Origin of the sequence: Sphingomonas sp. S2M10, from assembly GCF_012650175.1 — a bacterium.
Classification (GTDB): Bacteria; Pseudomonadota; Alphaproteobacteria; order Sphingomonadales; family Sphingomonadaceae; genus Sphingomonas.
Window position 1 is genome coordinate 83,497 of the sequence record NZ_JAAILI010000079.1, and the last position, 16,302, is coordinate 99,798.

A 16,302-nucleotide genomic window follows, 5' to 3' on the forward strand; every position below is an offset into this window, starting at 1 on the left:
GCAAGGCGCAGTGCCGCGCAACTTCGTTACAAAGTGCAAACATATTTCAGTGGATCGGCGCCACCGTATCAGTAATATAAGACGCTATGGCACGACCTGCGCTTGCTCTGTTGCTCTGTGCGGCACTGCCGCTTGCAGCCTGCTCTACCGGTTCCGCCCACCCGCAAGAGGCCGCCGCGCCGATCGATCTGCCCGATCGATATTCGGTCGATCCACAGCAGCAGGCACGCGAAGATCTGTCGCGCTGGTGGGACAAGTTCGACGATCCGATGCTCGGCCAGCTGATCGGCCAGGCGCAGACCGCGAACCTGGACATCGCCCAGGCCGTGATCCGGCTCCGCCAGGCGCGGGAATCGCTGGTCCAGTCGCGCGCCGCGTTGTTCCCCACGATCAGCGGGTCGGCCGGCTATTCGCGCAACGAGCCGCTGCGCGGCGGCACCACCACCACCCGGCTGCCCGACGGCACGATCGGCTCCTTCTCGCAAGGCGGCAGCAGCAACTTCTCGCTCGGGCTTGATGCCAGCTATCAGGTCGATCTGTTCGGCGGCGTGCGCAGCAGCGTGCGCGGCGCCCGCGCCAGCGTAGAGGCGGCAGGGTTCAACCGCGCCGCGGTGCTGCTTTCGGTCGAATCCGAAACCGCGCGCAACTATGTGCTGGCCCGGCTGGCCCAGGCGCAGCTCGCCAATGCGCGCGAGAGCCTCGCCATCCAGGACGAAAATCTCCAGATCGCCCAGTGGCGCGTGCAGGCGGGCCTGGTCTCCTCGCTCGATGCCGAGCAGGCCCGTGCCCAGCGCGCGCAGACCGCCGCCACCATCCCGCAGCTGGAAAGCGGCTATGCCGGCAACGTCGCGCGGCTGGGCGTACTGACCGGCCAGACCCCCGGCGCGCTGCGCGCCGCCTTGGAAGCGCAGAAGCCGATCCCGCGCGGCCCCGCCAGCGTCGCCGCCGGCATCCCCGCCGACGCGCTCCGCCAGCGGCCCGATGTGCGCGCCGCCGAGCGCAACCTCGCCGTTGCCACCGCGCAGATCGGCGTTTCGCGCGCGCAACTTTACCCCAGCCTGGCGCTCGGCGGCAGCATCAGCGCGGGGAGCAGCTCGTTCGGCGCGCTGCTCGACCTGATCACCGGCCGCGCCTTCGCCAATGTCGCCCAGACGATTTTCGATTCCGGCCGGCTGCGCAGCCAGCTTCGCTCCGCCCGCGCCGGCGCGGACGGCGCCTTCTATGCCTACAAGGCCAGCGTGCTGCAGGCGATGGAGGAGATCGAGAATGCGATCGTGGCGCTGCAGGCCGCCCGCACGCGCGAGGCCGAGTTCCGCACCGCGCTGGAGGCGGCGAACAACCAGGCGCTGCTCGCCCGCTTCCGCTACCGTTCGGGTCTGACCGACTTCACCACGCTCAACCAGTCCGAAAGCACGTTGCTTTCGGCCAAGAACGGCCTCGCCCAGGCCGAATCCGAACAGGCGACCGCGCTGATCCAGCTCTATGTCGCGCTGGGCGGCGGCTGGGACGAAGCCGCGCCCATCCCGCCCCTCCCTCCAAGAACAGGCAGCGCCACCGATGGCCAGTGAACCTCAGGACCTCAACGCCTTTCTGGGCACGAAGCGTCGCCCTTGGTGGCGGCGGAACCTGCGCTGGATCATCGTCGCGCTGGTCGTGGTGGTGCTGGGGCTGCTGGTCTCGCGCTGCTTCGCGCCCAAGCCGCCGCCCAGCTACATCATCGCACCCGCCGAAAAGGGCGCGCTGGCGGTCACCGTCTCCGCAACCGGCCGCCTGGCCCCGACGCGGCAGGTGACGGTGGGCTCGGAAATCTCCGGTCTCGTCCTCAAGGTGCTGGTCGATGTCAACGACCAGGTGACCGAAGGTCAGCCGATCGCGATCATCGACCCCGCACGGCTCGACGACGCGATTACCCAGAGCCGCGCCGCGCTCGCCGCCAACCAGGCGGCGGTGGCCCAGGCCAGGGCGACCGTGGACGAATCGACCGCGCAGCTCCGCCGCATGGAGGAGGTCAGCCGGCTGTCGGGCGGCAAGGTACCCGCCAAGACCGAACTCGACACCGCCCGCGCCGCGGTGGCCCGCGCCGTCGCCAATCTGCGCTCGGCCGAGGCGAATGTCGTTTCCGCCCGCGCCTCGCTCTCGTCGAACCAGACGCAACGAACCCGCTCGATCATCCGCTCGCCCGTCGACGGCGTGGTACTCGCCCGCCAGGTCGATGCCGGCCAGACGGTCGCCGCATCGTTCAGCACGCCGACCATGTTCGTGATCGCGCAGGACCTGACGCACATGAAGCTGGAGGTCGCGATCGACGAGGCCGATGTCGGCTCGGTCAAGGTCGGCCTGCCGGCGAGCTTCACGGTCGATGCGTTCCCCGGCCGCACCTTCCCGGCGCAGATCACCCGGGTGGACCTCGGCTCGAATCTCACTGCCTCCACCGCGTCGAGCGGCAGCGCGACGGCGAGCAGCACCACCACCGCCAATCAGGTGGTATCCTATGCAGCGGTGCTGTCGGTCGCCAATCCCGATCTGACGCTGCGCCCGGGCATGACCGCCACCGCGACGATCGGCGTGGAGAAGCTGGAGAATGCGCTGCTGATCGCGAACGGCGCCTTGCGCTTCACCCCCGAGCAGAGCGGCGCCAAGTCCGGCGGTGGTGGCGGCATCCAGTTCGGGCCGCGCCGGCAGGATCAGCAAAAGGCGATCGGCCGCGGCAGCAAGCAGACGGTCTATGTCGTCGGCAAGGACGGCAAGCCCGAGAAGGTGGACGTCGTCACCGGGCCGAGCGACGGCAGCCGCACCGCGGTGACCAGCACCAAGCTCACCCCCGGCATGAAGGTGATCGTCGGCGTCCAGGCCGACGGCGCGGCCAAGCCCGCGAAGGACGACCAGGACTGACATGGCCGAGCCGCTGATCCAGCTCCAGAGCATCACCAAGACGTTCGGCGAAGGGCCGACCGCGTTTCAGGCGCTCAAGGGCGTCGATCTCGCGATCGATGCCGGCGCGTTCCTGGCGGTGATGGGGGCGTCGGGATCGGGCAAGTCGACGACGATGAACATCCTCGGCTGCCTCGATGTCCCCACCGGCGGCAGCTATCGGTTCCGCGGCGTCCATGTCGAACAGCTGGACCGCGACCAGCGCGCCTATCTGCGCCGCCGCTATCTCGGCTTCGTGTTCCAGGGCTTCAACCTGCTCGCGCGCACCACCGCGCTGGAAAATGTCGAGCTGCCGCTGCTCTATCGCGGCGAACACCGCAAGGCGCGGCGCGCGGCGGCGATGGCGGCGCTGGAACAGGTGGGCCTCGCCCCCTGGGCGGACCACACCCCCGCCGAACTGTCCGGCGGCCAGCAGCAGCGCGTCGCCATCGCCCGCGCGATCGTCACCCAGCCCGACGTGCTGCTGGCGGACGAACCCACCGGCAATCTAGACAGCGAACGTTCGGTGGAAATCATGAAGCTGCTCCAGCGACTGAACGCCGACATGGGCATCACCGTACTGATGGTCACCCACGAGCCGGACATGGCCGCCTTCGCCAAGACGATCGTGCATTTCAAGGACGGGCTGGTGGAGCGCCACGAGGCCACCGCCGGCGCCGGCGCGGGGGCCTGAGCCGATGCTGTTCACCACCCTCCTCCTGTCGCTGCGCGAGATCCGTCGTCACATCCTGCGGTCGTTCCTGACGACGCTGGGCATCATTATCGGGGTCGCGGCGGTGATCACCATGGTGACGCTGGGCAACGGCGTCTCCGCCTCGGTGCAGGAATCGATCAGCTCGCTCGGCAACAATACGCTGACGGTATTTCCCAGCGGCGGACGCGGACGCGGCGGCAGCGCCCCGCCGCCCAGTTTCGAGAATGCCGATGTGCAGGCGATCCGCCAGCAGGTGAGCGGCGTCAGCGCGGTAGCCCCTCAGGCGTCGTCCTCGGCACTCGCGGTGCGCAATGCCCAGAACTGGACCGCCTCGGTCACCGGGACCAGCAACGATTATTTCGACGCGCAGAATCTGGAATTCGCCGGCGGCCGGCGTTTCAGCGCGGCCGAGCAGAGCGCCGGCAAGTCGGTCTGCGTGATCGGCGACACGATCCGCGCCAACTTGTTCGCCGACGAGGATCCGGTGGGCGAGCGCTTCCGCCTCGGCACGGTCAGCTGCGAAGTGATCGGGGTACTGAAAAAGCGCGACAATGCCGGGTTCAGCGATCCCAACTCCACCGTGGTGCTGCCGTTGAAGACGGTACAGCGCCGCTTCGTCGGCAACCAGAACGTGCTGGCGATCCAGATCGCGGTGGCCAAAGGCTATGACACCGCAACCGTCAAGCAGTCGCTGGTCGGCCTGTTGCGCGAGCGCCGCCACCTCGCCCCCGGACAGCCGGATAATTTCGACATCTTCGACAGCGCCGAATTCGCCTCCACCGTGCAGAATCAGATGCAGCAGATGACGCTGTTCGTTGCCGCAATCGCCGCGGTGAGCCTGCTCGTCGGCGGCATCGGCATCATGAACATCATGCTGGTGTCGGTCACCGAACGCACCCGCGAGATCGGCATCCGCCTCGCTATCGGCGCGCTCGGCACCGAAGTGCTGCTGCAGTTCCTGGTCGAGGCGATCGCGCTTTCCTGCCTGGGCGGGCTGGTCGGCGTGGTGCTCGCCTTCTTCGCCTCCTGGGGGCTGGCGGCACTCGCCAAGCTGCCCTTCCAGTTCGACCTGTCGATCAACCTGCTCAGCTTCGCGATCTCGGCGCTGATCGGCATCGTGTTCGGCTTCTTCCCGGCGCGGCGCGCCGCCGCGCTCAATCCGATCGACGCGCTGCGGCACGAGTAGCCAGGGCCGTCTCGCGCGCGCGCAGGGCGTCCAGGTCCTCGCGCGTGTCGATATCGACCAGCTCCTCGGGCCGGGTGATGACATGGTGGCCGCGCAGGATCAGCGCGCGCGCGCCGCTGTCGCCCTTCAGGCTGCACAGCTCGGCAAAATGGTCGCGGCCGATCAGCGCCGGCGGCATCGGCTGCACGCCGTCGCTGGAGGCGACCACCGTCCCGCCATGGTCCGAGGCGTCGAACAGCCGGTAGCAATGCGCGGCGGTGACGCGCGGCATGTCCGCCAGCGCGATCAGCACGCCCTCGGCGCCCGCCGCCTCCGCCGCCTGGACGCCGTAGCGCACCGACCAGGCCTGGCCGCGCGACGGATCGGGATTCTCGACCTGCTCGAACCCGCATGCGGCGAAATCGAGCGCGGTCTGGGATACCACCGCGATCCGCTTGAGGAACGGCATCTTCTCCAGCGCGGTCACGACGTGGAAGGCCAGCGGGTGGCCGAGATATTCCTCGGTCAGCTTGTCGCCGTCGACGAACCGCTCGGACTTGCCGGCGGCGAGCAGGACGAGCGCGGTATTTTCAGGCTTCAGCATGGAAGGTCTTCACCATGGCGGCGGCGATGGACAGGGCGATCTCCGATGGACCGATCGCCCCGATCGAAAGCCCCGCCGGTCCTTCGATCCGCGCGAGATCCTGCGCTGAGACGCCCGCCGCGCCAAGTCGTTCCAGCCGCGCCGCATGGCTGCGCCGCGAGCCGAGCGCGGCGACATAGCCGCTGGGGTGCGCCAGCGCCGCGATCAGGGCCGCATCGTCGATCTTGGGATCATGACTCAGCGTCACCACCGCGGTCGCCGGATCGGGGCGGAGCGCGGTCACCGCCTCGTCCGGCCAGCGATCGTCGAGCGTCACGTGCGGGAAGCGCTCCTCGGTTAGGAACCGCCCGCGCGGATCGATCACGGTCGTGGCGATGCCCAGTTCCCGCGCGAGCCCCGCCAGCGCCTGCGCGATCTGCACCGCGCCCACGATCAGCAGCCGCCGCGGCGGATCATAGCGGTTGACGAAGCCGCCCGCACCGATCGCGCTCTGCCCGGTGGCCAGATCGGTACCCACCTCCAACGGGCGGCCTTCCGCGCGCGCTTCGCGGATCGCGTCGAACAGCGCGGGCGGAAAGCCTGTTGCCGAGACCGGCTGGACCAGCACCGCGATCTGCCCGCCGCAAGGCAAGCCCACTTCCCACGCCGCCGCATCGGCGACGCCATAGTCCTTTACGATCGCGGGCGCGCCGGCGATCACCTCGGCGGCGGTCTGCAGGATGTCGGTCTCGACGCAGCCGCCGGAGACCGAGCCCTCGAACCGCCCGTCCGCATGCACCAGCAGATGGCTGCCGCGCGGGCGCGGCGCCGAGCCCCAGGTGGTCACCACCGTCGCCAGCGCCATGCGCGCGCCCCGCCAGGCCTCTGCGGCTGCCAGTACGCTGTCGTTGTCGGCCATTTTGTCGCGCTCCCGTCACATCCGCTGCCTAACCGCCTAGCCGAAGGAGAGTTTCGTGACGAGATGGATGCTCTTGGCAATGGCCCTGCTGGCGCCTGCCCTCGCTTTCGGACAGGATCGGCCCATGCAGAAGCCCATGCCCCGCATCGTCGTGATCGGTCATCGCGGCGCCAGCGGCGAGCGGCCCGAACACACCCTGCTCGCCTATCAGCGCGCGATCGATCTCGGCGCCGATTTCATCGAGCCGGACCTCGTCCCGACCAAGGACGGCGAACTGGTCGCCCGGCACGAGAATGCGATCACCGACACCACCGACGTCGCGGCGCACCCGGAGTTCGCCGATCGCAAGACCACCAAGACGATTGACGGCCAGAGCATCACCGGCTGGTTCACCGAGGATTTCACCCTCGCCGAGCTGAAGACGCTGCGCGCCAAGGAGCGCCTGCCCAAGCTGCGCCCGGGCAACACCGCCTATGACGGCCAGGCGACGATCCCGACGCTCGACGAGGTGATCGCGCTGGCCAAGAAGGAATCCGCACGGCTCCACCGCACGATCGGCATCTATCCCGAGACCAAGCATCCGAGCTATTTCGCCTCGATCGGCCTGCCGCTGGAGGCGCGCCTCGTCGCCAGGCTCAAGGCCGCCGGCTGGGACCGCGCCGACGCGCCGGTGTTCATCCAGTCGTTCGAGGTGAACAACCTCAAGCAGCTCAAGACGATGACCAAGGTGCCGCTGATCCAGCTGATGGCCGGCAGCGAAGGCCCGGCCGATCGCGCGGTTGCCAGCTACAAGGAGATGACGACGCCGGCCGGGCTGAAGGCGGTGGCGCAATACGCCGCCGGGATCGGCCCGGAGCTGACCCAGATCCTGGCCAGCGACGGCACGCCCTCCGCGCTGGTCGCCGATGCCCATGCCGCAGGGCTGAAGCTCCATCCCTGGACCTTCCGCGCCGAGAATTTCTTCCTGATGCCCGCTTATCGTATCGGCACCGATCCGGCGACGCACGGCCGGCTCGCGGAAGAGATCGCCGCCTTCCTCAAGGCGGGAATCGACGGCTTCTTCACCGATTTTCCTTCCATCGGCGTGCCGGCTCGGGATAGCTTCCTGCAGAACAACGCCAAGTAAGGGTCTCTCCATGCGCATTCTCCCCGCCCTGCTGGTCCTGCCGCTGCTGGCGGGAGGTTGCGTGGTGAAGACCGCCGCCAATATCGTCACGCTGCCGGTGAAGGCCGGCGCGCAGGCGGCCGACTGGGCGACCACCAGCCAGGACGAGTCCGACCGGAACTACGGTCGCAAGATGCGCGAGAAGGAAGCGCGCGAAGGCCGCGAGCGGCGCAAGCGCGACAAGGAATGCCGCGCGCATCCCGAGCGCTGCGAGAACGACCCGCGCTGAGCGCAGGGGCGCGGGCTCGCCTCCGCGCCGGGCTTACCCCAGGAACGCCATCAGCGCCTGTTCGAACAGTTCGGGCCGGTCGAGCATGAGGAAGTGCCCGCTGTCCCCCACGCCGCGGATCGTCGCGTTCGGCGCCCCCGCATATTGCGCGCGGTACAGGCCGAGCACGCGTGCCTCGCCGCCCATCGCATCGGTCCAGGGTACCAGCACGGTGATCGGCGCGGCGATCCTGGGCAGGTCGGGGCGCAGATCGGCGACCATGTCCTCGTAGAGCGCCTGCCCGCTCACCCGCATGTCCGCCTTCGCCGACCACTCGGCTATCTTCTCGCGCGCGGCGGGCTTCAGCGCATTCTGCCGCGCGACCATGGCGGCAAGTTGCGGCGGATAGGGCTTGCCGTACAGCCCCGCCATCTGCGCGCGCATCATCTCCGCCTGCGGCTTGATCGAATCGGCCGTCGCGGCGGGCGCGAAGATCGTGCCGAGAAAGGGCAAGGCATCGACGATCAGCGCCTTCCGCACATCCTGCGGATGATCGCGCGCCAGCATCAGCGTCACCAGCCCGCCCATCGAATGGCCGACCACCGGCACCGCACCCAGCTTGCGTTCGGCGATCAGCGTGTGGAGATCGGCCACCACGCCGTCGAGGATGCCGGGCTGAAGGTTGCCGCGCGGATCATCGCCGCCGAAGCCGTTGACCTGCACCAGATAGACGCGGTGGTTCTTGATCAGCTCGGGCAGCGCGCCGTCCCAGGTGGCACGCGGGCTGGACAGGCCGGGGATCAGCACCACCGGGCTCCCGCGGCCGAGCACCTGCACCGAGATATGGTCCATCTGCACCAGCGTGTCGGCGGCGCGGGCGACCACCCGCGTCGGCGCCGCATGCGCGTGCTGGAAGAAGCCGTTGGCCGCCAGCAACGCGATCAGGATGGCGAACCAGGGAAGCCGGTTGTCCCGGCGGCACAGGCAGCGAACGATGCGGTTCATTGGTCCGTCTCCTTGGCAGGATTGAGGAAGATCTCTTCGATGGCGAGGCCGAACAGGTCGGCGATTTTGAAGGCGAGCGGCAGCGAGGGATCGTAGCGCCCGGTCTCGATGGCGTTCACGCTTTGGCGCGAAACCTCAAGCCGCTCGGCGAGATCCTGCTGGCTCCACGCCCGTTCGGCGCGGAGCACGCGGAGGCGGTTGTTCACGCGTCGGCCCCCGCACCGCGATCGCGCGCGCACAAGATGCCCCGCACGACCCCGAAAAACATGCACCAAGCCGGAAAAGCGAAGAACACCGGCACCGCGCCGACGATGTGCTCGAACTGAAGGAACCCCAGGATGCTGGTGAGCGACAGCAGGATCCCGATCGCCACCAGCATCGCGGTGACGAGACGGTAGCGGACGAACTCGTCGGTTTCCTCGCGGATATACAGCCCCATCACCGCGATCATGCCGACGATGGGCAAGGAGGTCAGGACGGCCATCATCCCGAGCACGATCTGCGGCGGCGCGAACGTCCGGCTGATCGCGACGTTCAGCGCAATCAGGGCGACATACACCAGCGTGACCACCATGAACCGGCGCCGATAATTTTTGGCTGCAAGCGTCGCCATGGAAAGCTCCCTGTTCTATTTGACAAGGACACTTTACGTTCATCATGCTGTACATGTCAAGCGTGGTTGACATGTGCAATTCCTCCCCGGCACGGGGAGGGGGACCATGTGCGCCAGCACATGATGGAGGGGCCGCCGCGCATGCGGCGGTTTTCAACGCTATCGACACGCACCGCGCCTTCGGCACGGCCCCTCCACCACGCGGCGATGCCGCGCGGTCCCCCTCCCCGTTCCGGGGAAGATTTTTAACCGCGCAGCCGCGCCACCATGTCCTCGGCGAGCTGGCTGAGCGTGTCATCCCGCGCGCCCATCACCACGATGCGGTCGCTAGGTCGAGCCCGCGCGACCAGATGCGCCGCCGCCGCCTCGCGGCCGGGGATATGCATCGCCTGCGCGCCGGTCGCCGCGACATCGGTGACGATGTCCGCGCTGGTCACCTCGCGGGCTACGGTACCGCCCTGATAGACCGGGTCCGGCAGCACCAGCAGGTCCTCCTGCCCCAGCTTGGTGGCGAACATCGCGACGAGCTCGCGCCGCATCACCTTGAGCGGGCCGTAGCCGTGCGGCTGGAACAGCAGCAGCAACCGCCCGGGAAAGGCGTGCAGCGTATCGAGGGTCGCGGCGATCTTGTCCGGGTTGTGCCCGAAATCGTCGATCACCGACACGCCGCCCGCCGTGCCAACCAGTTCGAACCGCCGTCGCAGGCCGGTGAACCCCTCGACGGCCGCACACGCCTCCTCCAGCGACATACCGGCCGCCGTAGCCGCGCCGATCGCGGCCAGCGCATTGGCGACATTGTGCCGACCCGGCACCTGCAGCCGCACCCGTCGCACCGTCTCTCGCATCACCAGATCGAAGCTGATCGCGAACGCTTCCGGCGCGAGGTTCCGCGCCATCAGGTCCGCATCGCCCTCCACCGCGAAGGTCAGCGTCCGCGCGCGATCGAGCCCCGCCGCCAGCGCCGCGCTTTCGGCATCGCCGACATTGACCACCGTGGTCGCCGCCTTGCCCGCGAACGCCCCGAACAACAGCCGCAATTCCTCCAGCGACTTGTGGTCGAGGCTGACATTGTTGAGCACCGCGATCCGCGGCCAGTAATTGGCGATCGAGCCGTCGCTCTCGTCCACCTCGCTGACGAACGCGTCCCCCGCCCCCACCAAGGCGCTGGCGAACGGCGCGTCGGGCCCCGCGAAATTCTTCATCACCGCGCCGTTCATCACCGTCGGATCGCGCCCGCAGGCGTGGAGGATCCAGCCGATCATCCCCGTCACGGTCGACTTGCCGCTGGTCCCCGCCACCCCGATCGGCAGCGGCGAGGCGTTGAACAGGCTCGCCAGCAGCTCGGCTCGCGACATGCGCGCGCAGCCGAGCTCTGCCGCGCGCACCATGTCCGGCACGGTCGGCTCGATCGCGGCGGAGGCGACCACCACCTGCTCGGCCGACTGCACCCCACTGCCGTCCTGCGGGAACAGGCCAACGCCGTGGCCACGCAGCCAGTCGAACTTGGCCGCCAGCCGCCCGCCGTCGAGGCTGCGGTCCGAACCCGAGACCCGGGCGCCCCGGCCGGCGAGGATCATCGCCAGCGGCATCATCCCCGAACCGCCGATTCCTACGAAGAAGGTTGCTTTGCCATGCTGCATGGGCACGCTATCGGCGAAGCGAGGAGACCATACAAGCATATGCGGATCGGAGTCGTCGCGCCGGCGCGGCCAGTCACCCGGGAATCGTCTGCCCGCATGGCGGCATTCATGGCGCTCACCTACCCGGAGCATGAGGTGGTGTTCCACCCGCAATGCTATCTCTCGGCGGGCCATTTCGCCGGGACCGATGCCGAGCGGGCGGCGGCGTTCCTGGAGTTTGCCAATGATCCCGCGATCGACGCGATCTGGTTCGCGCGCGGCGGCTATGGCTCGAACCGCATCCTCGACGCGGTGATGCCGCACCTCGGCGAGGCGGCGCGGCGCAAGACCTATATGGGCTTCTCCGACATGGGCTTCCTGCTGGGCGCGCTCTACGCCCGCGGCATCGGCCATCCGGTCCATGCTTCGATGGCGAGCAGCATCGGCAAGAACGATGCGGGGGTCGATACCGGCTGGGCGCTCGGCTGGCTGATCGAGCGCGACCGCCGCGGGCTGGACCCCGCGCTGGCCGACGGGCGCCCCGCCGCCGCCTTCAACCTCGCGATCCTCACCGCGCTGATCGGCAGCAAGTACCTGCCCGACCTCACCGACCATGTGCTGATGATCGAGGAAGTGGACGAGCCGCTCTACCGGATCGACCGGATGCTGTTCAACATGGCCCATGCCGAGCAGCTCAAGGGCATCGCCGGCATCCGCCTCGGCGCGGTGACCGCCATTGCCGAGAACGACCCGCCCTTTGGCGAGACGGTGGACGAGATGATCGTCCGCTGGTGCAAGGAAATGGGCGTCCCCTATCTCGGCCGCTGCGCGATCGGGCATGTTGCGACCAACCACGTCGTCCCGTTCGGCGTCGCATGAGCCCCGATCCCCAGGCGCTGCGGAGCCGCCACGGCGCGGTCTCGCTGCTCGCCCACCCCTCGCCGATCGAGCGGCTGGAACGGCTGGAGGCGGCGCTCGGCACCAGGGTGCGGATCTATGTGAAGCGCGACGATGTCGCGGGCATCGGCGGCGGCGGCAACAAGCTGCGCAAGCTCGAATTCCTGCTCGGCGACGCGCTCGCGCAAGGGTGTGACACCTTCGTCACCACCGGCGGGCTGCAATCGAACCACGCCCGGCTAAGCGCGGCGGCGGCGGCACGGATGGGCCTCGCCTGCGAGCTGGTGCTGGCCGATGTCGTCCCGCGCCACGATGCCGACTATCGCGGCAACGGCAACCTGCTGCTCGACGCGATCTTCGGCGCAACCGTCCACCGTGTGCCCGGCGACACCGATCCGCTCGCCTTCGCCCACACCCGCGCCGAGGCGCTGCGGGCGGAAGGGCACAAACCGTACGTGGTCGGCGCGGGCGGATCCTCGCCGGTCGGCGCGCTCGGCTATGTCGCCTGCGCCTGGGAGATCCTGGGGCAGGAGGCGGCGCTGGGCGAGCGCTTCGCCCGCATCGTCGTCCCCAATGGCAGCGCCGGCACCCATGCGGGCCTCGCCGCCGGCATGGCGGCAGCGGGCGCGGCGGTGACGCGCGTCGTGTCCTACGCCGTCCTCGCCACCCCCGAGCGCGCCCATGCCGAGACGCTGGCGCTGGCCGAGGCGACACTCGCCGCCAACGCCCTGCCGGGCAGCGTGACGGCGGCGGAGGTGGTGATCGACGGCAGCCAGCGCGGGCTAGGCTATGGCATCCCCACCGCTGCAATGCGCGAAGCGGTGGAACTGCTCGCCCGCACCGAGGGCCTGCTGCTCGACCCCGTCTATAGCGGCAAGGCCTTTGCCGGGCTGCTCGCGGCCATCCGCGGCGGCGCGTTCCAGCCGGACGAGGCGGTGCTGTACGTCATGACCGGCGGCGTGCCGGGGTTGTTCGCGTATCGGGATGTGTTTGACCGAGAGGCAAGCACCCGTTCTTGATATCTAAGGCAAAGCAACGGCAATATAGTTTGAAGATGCGTAGCCGACCCAATCAATCGGCATCCTGCTCACAAGTCCCGGGGGCGCGATGAAAATCAACTGGTTTGAAGGAGGCCGTCGCATTACCCGCCTCGGGCAAATCTTGCTCGTGCTATTTGCCTCGGCTGTCTTGCTAATCAGTTTGCCTCACCCGACACTGACGCTCGAAACCGCTTCGCCATCCGACCCATGGAAGCTATCTAAGACCGCGTGTAACTACGGCAGCGACGCTTCAGCTACGACGTATGGCGTGAACGTTGGCAGCACATTGACCGACGTCGAACTCTGCTTTCGCTCTTCAAAAGCGGAAGATGGCCGCTCACTCGTGCCATTCGCTGCGGCCGATAAAGACAACTGGTATGTCGATGAACCCTACAGCAGCGCGGTCAGCGCCTATACTGAGAAACGCAAACAGAGCTTCGCTTTTCCGCCGACTCTGGAAAAAGAAGCAAGCTCTTCGGTTAAGGCCCAGTGGTGGCACGATTTTTGGCATCAATTCAAGGCATTCGCTCTCTCAGTTTTGATCGGAGTCGGTATTTTACAGGCATTATCATGGGTCATCGGGTGGATAGTTCGCGGGTTCCTTGGAATACCTGCGGGTAAGGACCGAAAGGAATTTGTGGAACCCGACTAATCTTGCGCAATAAAAACCAACATGAAAATACACCAAAGCTACAGCTCCGTCTCGAATTTACCCTCGTTGCCGTGGATCGGCGGAGTTCAAATCAGCCGAACTCACCCCAACACCCGCCCCACGCGCACCAGCGCCCCATCGGGATCCGACACCGCGAACTCGTACGTCCCCCACGGCATCGCATGCGGCGTGCCCGGCTGGATGATCGCCTCGCGCACCCGCGCCGCCACCGCGTCGACGTCCGCGACATAGAGGTACAGCCCGAAGGGATTGTCCGGTGCCTGGGGCGTGTTCGCCTCGTGCCGCAGGTGCAGGTGCCAGCCGCGGCCGTCTGCGAGGATGCGGTAGTGGCCGTAATCACTCGCCACCTCCAGCCCCAGCCGGCGGTAGAATGCGGTGCTCGCGTCGAGGTCGCGGCAGGGCAGGATGGCGGCGATGTGGTGGGCGGGGTCCATGGCCGCAGGCTATGCTTGCCGGGCGATCGGCGCCAGCCTGAACCGCTCGCTACCAACCCTCCCCCCTTGCGGGGGAGGGAGGGGCCCGCTGCCGAAGGCAGTGGGAGGGAGAGGGGAGCGATTTGCGGCGCAAATCGCGCGGCTGCCGCGCAGCCGCTCACCCTCTCCAAGCTGCGCTAGGCAGCAAGCTGCCAAGCTACGCTATCCTCCCCCGTCAAGGGGGAGGATTTCGCGTCCTGCGCCGGAGTGCCATCCCCTTTTCGCGAGTGCTTGCCTATATCGCCCTCGCGCGGGCATAAGCCGCGCTCCGTTTCCCACCCAACAGAAGGGTTCTTCCCGTGTCCGAGATGTTCCGCATTACGCTGCCCGACGGTTCCGTCCGCGAGGTAGCCCCGGGGACTACCCCGGCGGACATCGCTGCGGCGATCGGTCCGGGTCTGGCCAAGGCGGCGCTCGCCGCGCGCGTCGATGGCGAGCTGCGCGACATCGGCCGCCCGTTCGAGGGCGACGCCCAGCTCGCGCTCGTGACCGCCAAGGACGAGGCCGACGCGCTCGAACTCGCGCGCCACGATTATGCGCATATCCTCGCAGAGGCGGTGCAGCACCTGTTCCCGGGCACGCAGATCACCTTCGGCCCGTCGACCGACGACGGCTTCTACTATGACTTCGCGCCGAAGGACCGCCCCTTCACCGAGGAGGACCTGCCCGCGATCGAGGAGGAGATGCGCCGCATCATCGCCAAGGACGAGCCGCTGATCCGCGAAGTCTGGTCGCGCGCCGACCTGATCGCGCGCTGGACCGCGCAGGGCGAGACCTTCAAGGCCGAATGGGCCCAGGAACTGCCCGAGGGCGAGGAACTCACGGTGTACCGCGCCGGCAAGGGCGAGGACGCCTGGCTCGACATGTGCCGTGGCCCCCACCTCGCCTCCACCGGCAAGGTCGCTGCGGATGCGTTCAAGCTCACGCGCGTGTCGGGTGCCTATTGGCGCGGCGACCAGAAGAACGCGATGCTCAGCCGCATCTACGGCACCGGCTGGCTCAACAAGAAGCAGCTCCAGGAGCATCTGACCCGCCTGGAAGAGGCCGCCAAGCGCGACCACCGCAAGCTCGGTGCGGAGATGGACCTGTTCCACCTCCAGCAGGAGGCGCATGGCTCGGTGTTCTGGCACCCCAACGGCTATGTCATCTACCGGGTGCTCGAGGATTATATGCGCCGCGCGGTCAACGCCGCGGGCAGCAAGGAAGTGAAGACCCCGCAGGTGATGGACGCGCGCCAGTGGGAGCAGTCCGGCCATTGGGGCAAATATCGCCAGAACATGTTCGTCATCCCCGACGAGACCCCGAACATCGAGGACGAGGGTCCGATGGTGTCGGACGACGTCCAGTGGATGGCGCTCAAGCCGATGAACTGCCCGGCGCACGTGCTGATCTTCAAGCAGGGCATCAAGTCCTATCGCGACCTGCCGATGCGCCTCGTGGAGAATGGCTGCTGCCACCGCAACGAGCCGCACGGCGCGCTGCACGGGCTGATGCGCGTCCGCCAGTTCACCCAGGACGACGGCCACATCTTCTGCCGCGAGGACCAGATCGTCGACGAGGTGAAGGCGTTCTGCGCGCTGGCCGACCGGGTCTACAAGCATTTCGGCTTCACCTATGCGATCAAGCTCGCGCTGCGCCCCGAGAAGCGCTTCGGCACCGAGGAGATGTGGGACCAGGCTGAGAACGAGCTGCGCGACGCGGTCGTCGCCGCCGGTCTCGCCACGGCGGAATATGGCTGGGAGGAACTGCCCGGCGAGGGCGCCTTCTACGCGCCCAAGCTGGAATGGCATCTCACCGACGCGATCGGCCGCACCTGGCAGGTCGGCACCATCCAGTCGGACCGGGTGCTGCCCGAGCGGCTCGATGCGTCCTATGTCGGCGAGGATGGCGAGCGCCACCGCCCGGTGATGCTCCACCGCGCGATCTTCGGTTCGTACGAGCGATTCATCGGCATCCTGATCGAGCATTTCGCCGGCAAGCTGCCGACCTGGCTCGCGCCGGTGCAGGCAGTGGTCGCGACGATCGTGTCCGACGCCGACGACTATGCGCGCGAGGTGGTGGCGAAGCTCCAGGCGGCGGGTATCCGCGTCGAGAGCGACCTGCGCAACGAGAAGATCAACTACAAGGTGCGCGAGCACTCGCTGGCCAAGGTGCCCAACCTGCTGGTCGTCGGCAAGCGCGAGGCGGAGGAGAGCACCGTCGCGCTCCGCGTGCTCGGCAGCCAGGGGCAGACCATGCTGACGCTGGACGAGGCGATCGAGCGCCTCAAGGCCGAGGCGCTGGCGCCGGATCTCCGCTGACCTTCACGCCCCCTCCC

Annotated in this window: 17 protein-coding genes; 10 read left to right on the forward strand and 7 right to left on the reverse strand. The window is 68.0% G+C overall.

All coding sequences use genetic code 11. From position 1 onward, the window contains the following. The first annotated feature begins 86 nt into the window (after positions 1-86). The 4 genes from S2M10_RS19200 to S2M10_RS19215 are packed head-to-tail and all read left to right on the forward strand — an operon-like array spanning position 87 to position 4,811. Entirely contained in the window at positions 87-1,568 is a 1,482-nt protein-coding gene (locus S2M10_RS19200; RefSeq protein ID WP_168847482.1) for an efflux transporter outer membrane subunit, read from the forward strand. Continuing rightward, on the forward strand, positions 1,558-2,892 hold the full coding sequence (locus S2M10_RS19205) for an efflux RND transporter periplasmic adaptor subunit (protein WP_168847483.1): 1,335 nt from the start codon (positions 1,558-1,560) through the stop codon (positions 2,890-2,892). The genes S2M10_RS19200 and S2M10_RS19205 overlap by 11 nt, the downstream gene beginning before the upstream one ends. Position 2,893: 1 nt before the next feature. Beyond that, positions 2,894-3,604: an ABC transporter ATP-binding protein gene (locus S2M10_RS19210; RefSeq protein ID WP_168847484.1), complete on the forward strand. Its 711-nt coding sequence runs from the start codon at positions 2,894-2,896 to the stop codon at positions 3,602-3,604. Positions 3,605-3,608: 4 nt separating this feature from the next. Beyond that, positions 3,609-4,811: an ABC transporter permease gene (locus S2M10_RS19215; protein ID WP_168847485.1), complete on the forward strand. Its 1,203-nt coding sequence runs from the start codon at positions 3,609-3,611 to the stop codon at positions 4,809-4,811. Here the strand turns inward: S2M10_RS19215 and S2M10_RS19220 are convergent. Next, positions 4,780-5,394: a nucleotidyltransferase family protein gene (locus S2M10_RS19220; RefSeq protein ID WP_168847486.1), complete on the reverse strand. Its 615-nt coding sequence runs from the start codon at positions 5,392-5,394 to the stop codon at positions 4,780-4,782. The genes S2M10_RS19215 and S2M10_RS19220 overlap by 32 nt on opposite strands. Beyond that, on the reverse strand, positions 5,381-6,292 hold the full coding sequence (locus S2M10_RS19225) for an XdhC family protein (RefSeq protein ID WP_168847487.1): 912 nt from the start codon (positions 6,290-6,292) through the stop codon (positions 5,381-5,383). Before S2M10_RS19225 ends, S2M10_RS19220 begins: the two co-directional genes overlap by 14 nt. A 124-nt stretch (positions 6,293-6,416) precedes the next feature. Between S2M10_RS19225 and S2M10_RS19230 the strand changes: the two genes are divergently transcribed. After that, a complete protein-coding gene (locus S2M10_RS19230) occupies positions 6,417-7,418 on the forward strand; it encodes a glycerophosphodiester phosphodiesterase (RefSeq protein ID WP_247650918.1) in 1,002 nt (333 codons plus the stop codon). Positions 7,419-7,428: 10 nt separating this feature from the next. Next, entirely contained in the window at positions 7,429-7,686 is a 258-nt protein-coding gene (locus tag S2M10_RS19235; protein ID WP_168847488.1) for a hypothetical protein, read from the forward strand. Between the two features lie 33 nt (positions 7,687-7,719). Here S2M10_RS19235 and S2M10_RS19240 read toward each other — a convergent pair whose 3' ends face one another. From S2M10_RS19240 to S2M10_RS19255, 4 genes are all read right to left on the reverse strand, one after another. Next, entirely contained in the window at positions 7,720-8,670 is a 951-nt protein-coding gene (locus S2M10_RS19240) for an alpha/beta hydrolase (RefSeq protein WP_247650919.1), read from the reverse strand. Continuing rightward, on the reverse strand, positions 8,667-8,876 hold the full coding sequence (locus S2M10_RS19245) for a helix-turn-helix transcriptional regulator (protein ID WP_168847489.1): 210 nt from the start codon (positions 8,874-8,876) through the stop codon (positions 8,667-8,669). The genes S2M10_RS19240 and S2M10_RS19245 overlap by 4 nt, the downstream gene beginning before the upstream one ends. Then, positions 8,873-9,283, reverse strand: a complete 411-nt coding sequence (locus S2M10_RS19250; RefSeq protein WP_168847490.1) for a hypothetical protein — start codon at positions 9,281-9,283, stop codon at positions 8,873-8,875. The genes S2M10_RS19245 and S2M10_RS19250 overlap by 4 nt, the downstream gene beginning before the upstream one ends. 245 nt (positions 9,284-9,528) lie before the next feature. Further along, positions 9,529-10,923, reverse strand: coding sequence for a Mur ligase family protein (locus S2M10_RS19255; RefSeq protein ID WP_168847491.1), 1,395 nt, complete (start codon positions 10,921-10,923; stop codon positions 9,529-9,531). Positions 10,924-10,962: 39 nt separating this feature from the next. Here S2M10_RS19255 and S2M10_RS19260 point away from each other — a divergent pair, with 39 nt between their 5' ends. The 3 genes from S2M10_RS19260 (at position 10,963) to S2M10_RS19270 (ending at position 13,491) form a co-directional block, all read left to right on the forward strand. Then, a complete protein-coding gene (locus S2M10_RS19260; RefSeq protein WP_168847492.1) occupies positions 10,963-11,781 on the forward strand; it encodes an LD-carboxypeptidase in 819 nt (272 codons plus the stop codon). Continuing rightward, positions 11,778-12,818, forward strand: coding sequence for a D-cysteine desulfhydrase family protein (locus S2M10_RS19265; protein WP_168847493.1), 1,041 nt, complete (start codon positions 11,778-11,780; stop codon positions 12,816-12,818). The genes S2M10_RS19260 and S2M10_RS19265 overlap by 4 nt, the downstream gene beginning before the upstream one ends. An 88-nt stretch (positions 12,819-12,906) precedes the next feature. Then, on the forward strand, positions 12,907-13,491 hold the full coding sequence (locus S2M10_RS19270) for a hypothetical protein (RefSeq protein ID WP_168847494.1): 585 nt from the start codon (positions 12,907-12,909) through the stop codon (positions 13,489-13,491). 101 nt (positions 13,492-13,592) lie between these two features. Here S2M10_RS19270 and S2M10_RS19275 read toward each other — a convergent pair whose 3' ends face one another. Continuing rightward, positions 13,593-13,946 (reverse strand): VOC family protein, encoded by a 354-nt coding sequence (locus S2M10_RS19275; protein ID WP_168847495.1) that lies wholly within the window; start codon positions 13,944-13,946, stop codon positions 13,593-13,595. 347 nt (positions 13,947-14,293) lie between these two features. On the opposite strand from S2M10_RS19275, the gene thrS reads away from it, so the two are divergent. Continuing rightward, complete coding sequence (thrS, locus tag S2M10_RS19280) at positions 14,294-16,285, forward strand: threonine--tRNA ligase (RefSeq protein WP_211091159.1); 1,992 nt, start codon at positions 14,294-14,296, stop codon at positions 16,283-16,285. The last annotated feature ends 17 nt before the right edge of the window (positions 16,286-16,302 follow it).

What these genes read in the sequence shown, in the direction of transcription:
- S2M10_RS19200 (WP_168847482.1), top strand. Translation starts at nt 87, where the DNA reads ATGGCACGACCTGCGCTTGCTCTGTTGCTCTGTGCGGCACTGCCGCTT.
- S2M10_RS19205 (WP_168847483.1), top strand. Translation starts at nt 1,558, where the DNA reads ATGGCCAGTGAACCTCAGGACCTCAACGCCTTTCTGGGCACGAAGCGT.
- S2M10_RS19210 (WP_168847484.1), top strand. Translation starts at nt 2,894, where the DNA reads ATGGCCGAGCCGCTGATCCAGCTCCAGAGCATCACCAAGACGTTCGGC.
- S2M10_RS19215 (WP_168847485.1), top strand. Translation starts at nt 3,609, where the DNA reads ATGCTGTTCACCACCCTCCTCCTGTCGCTGCGCGAGATCCGTCGTCAC.
- S2M10_RS19220 (WP_168847486.1), bottom strand. Translation starts at nt 5,394, where the DNA reads ATGCTGAAGCCTGAAAATACCGCGCTCGTCCTGCTCGCCGCCGGCAAG.
- S2M10_RS19225 (WP_168847487.1), bottom strand. Translation starts at nt 6,292, where the DNA reads ATGGCCGACAACGACAGCGTACTGGCAGCCGCAGAGGCCTGGCGGGGC.
- S2M10_RS19230 (WP_247650918.1), top strand. Translation starts at nt 6,417, where the DNA reads ATGCAGAAGCCCATGCCCCGCATCGTCGTGATCGGTCATCGCGGCGCC.
- S2M10_RS19235 (WP_168847488.1), top strand. Translation starts at nt 7,429, where the DNA reads ATGCGCATTCTCCCCGCCCTGCTGGTCCTGCCGCTGCTGGCGGGAGGT.
- S2M10_RS19240 (WP_247650919.1), bottom strand. Translation starts at nt 8,670, where the DNA reads ATGAACCGCATCGTTCGCTGCCTGTGCCGCCGGGACAACCGGCTTCCC.
- S2M10_RS19250 (WP_168847490.1), bottom strand. Translation starts at nt 9,283, where the DNA reads ATGGCGACGCTTGCAGCCAAAAATTATCGGCGCCGGTTCATGGTGGTC.
- S2M10_RS19255 (WP_168847491.1), bottom strand. Translation starts at nt 10,923, where the DNA reads ATGCAGCATGGCAAAGCAACCTTCTTCGTAGGAATCGGCGGTTCGGGG.
- S2M10_RS19260 (WP_168847492.1), top strand. Translation starts at nt 10,963, where the DNA reads ATGCGGATCGGAGTCGTCGCGCCGGCGCGGCCAGTCACCCGGGAATCG.
- S2M10_RS19265 (WP_168847493.1), top strand. Translation starts at nt 11,778, where the DNA reads ATGAGCCCCGATCCCCAGGCGCTGCGGAGCCGCCACGGCGCGGTCTCG.
- S2M10_RS19270 (WP_168847494.1), top strand. Translation starts at nt 12,907, where the DNA reads ATGAAAATCAACTGGTTTGAAGGAGGCCGTCGCATTACCCGCCTCGGG.
- S2M10_RS19275 (WP_168847495.1), bottom strand. Translation starts at nt 13,946, where the DNA reads ATGGACCCCGCCCACCACATCGCCGCCATCCTGCCCTGCCGCGACCTC.
- thrS (WP_211091159.1), top strand. Translation starts at nt 14,294, where the DNA reads ATGTTCCGCATTACGCTGCCCGACGGTTCCGTCCGCGAGGTAGCCCCG.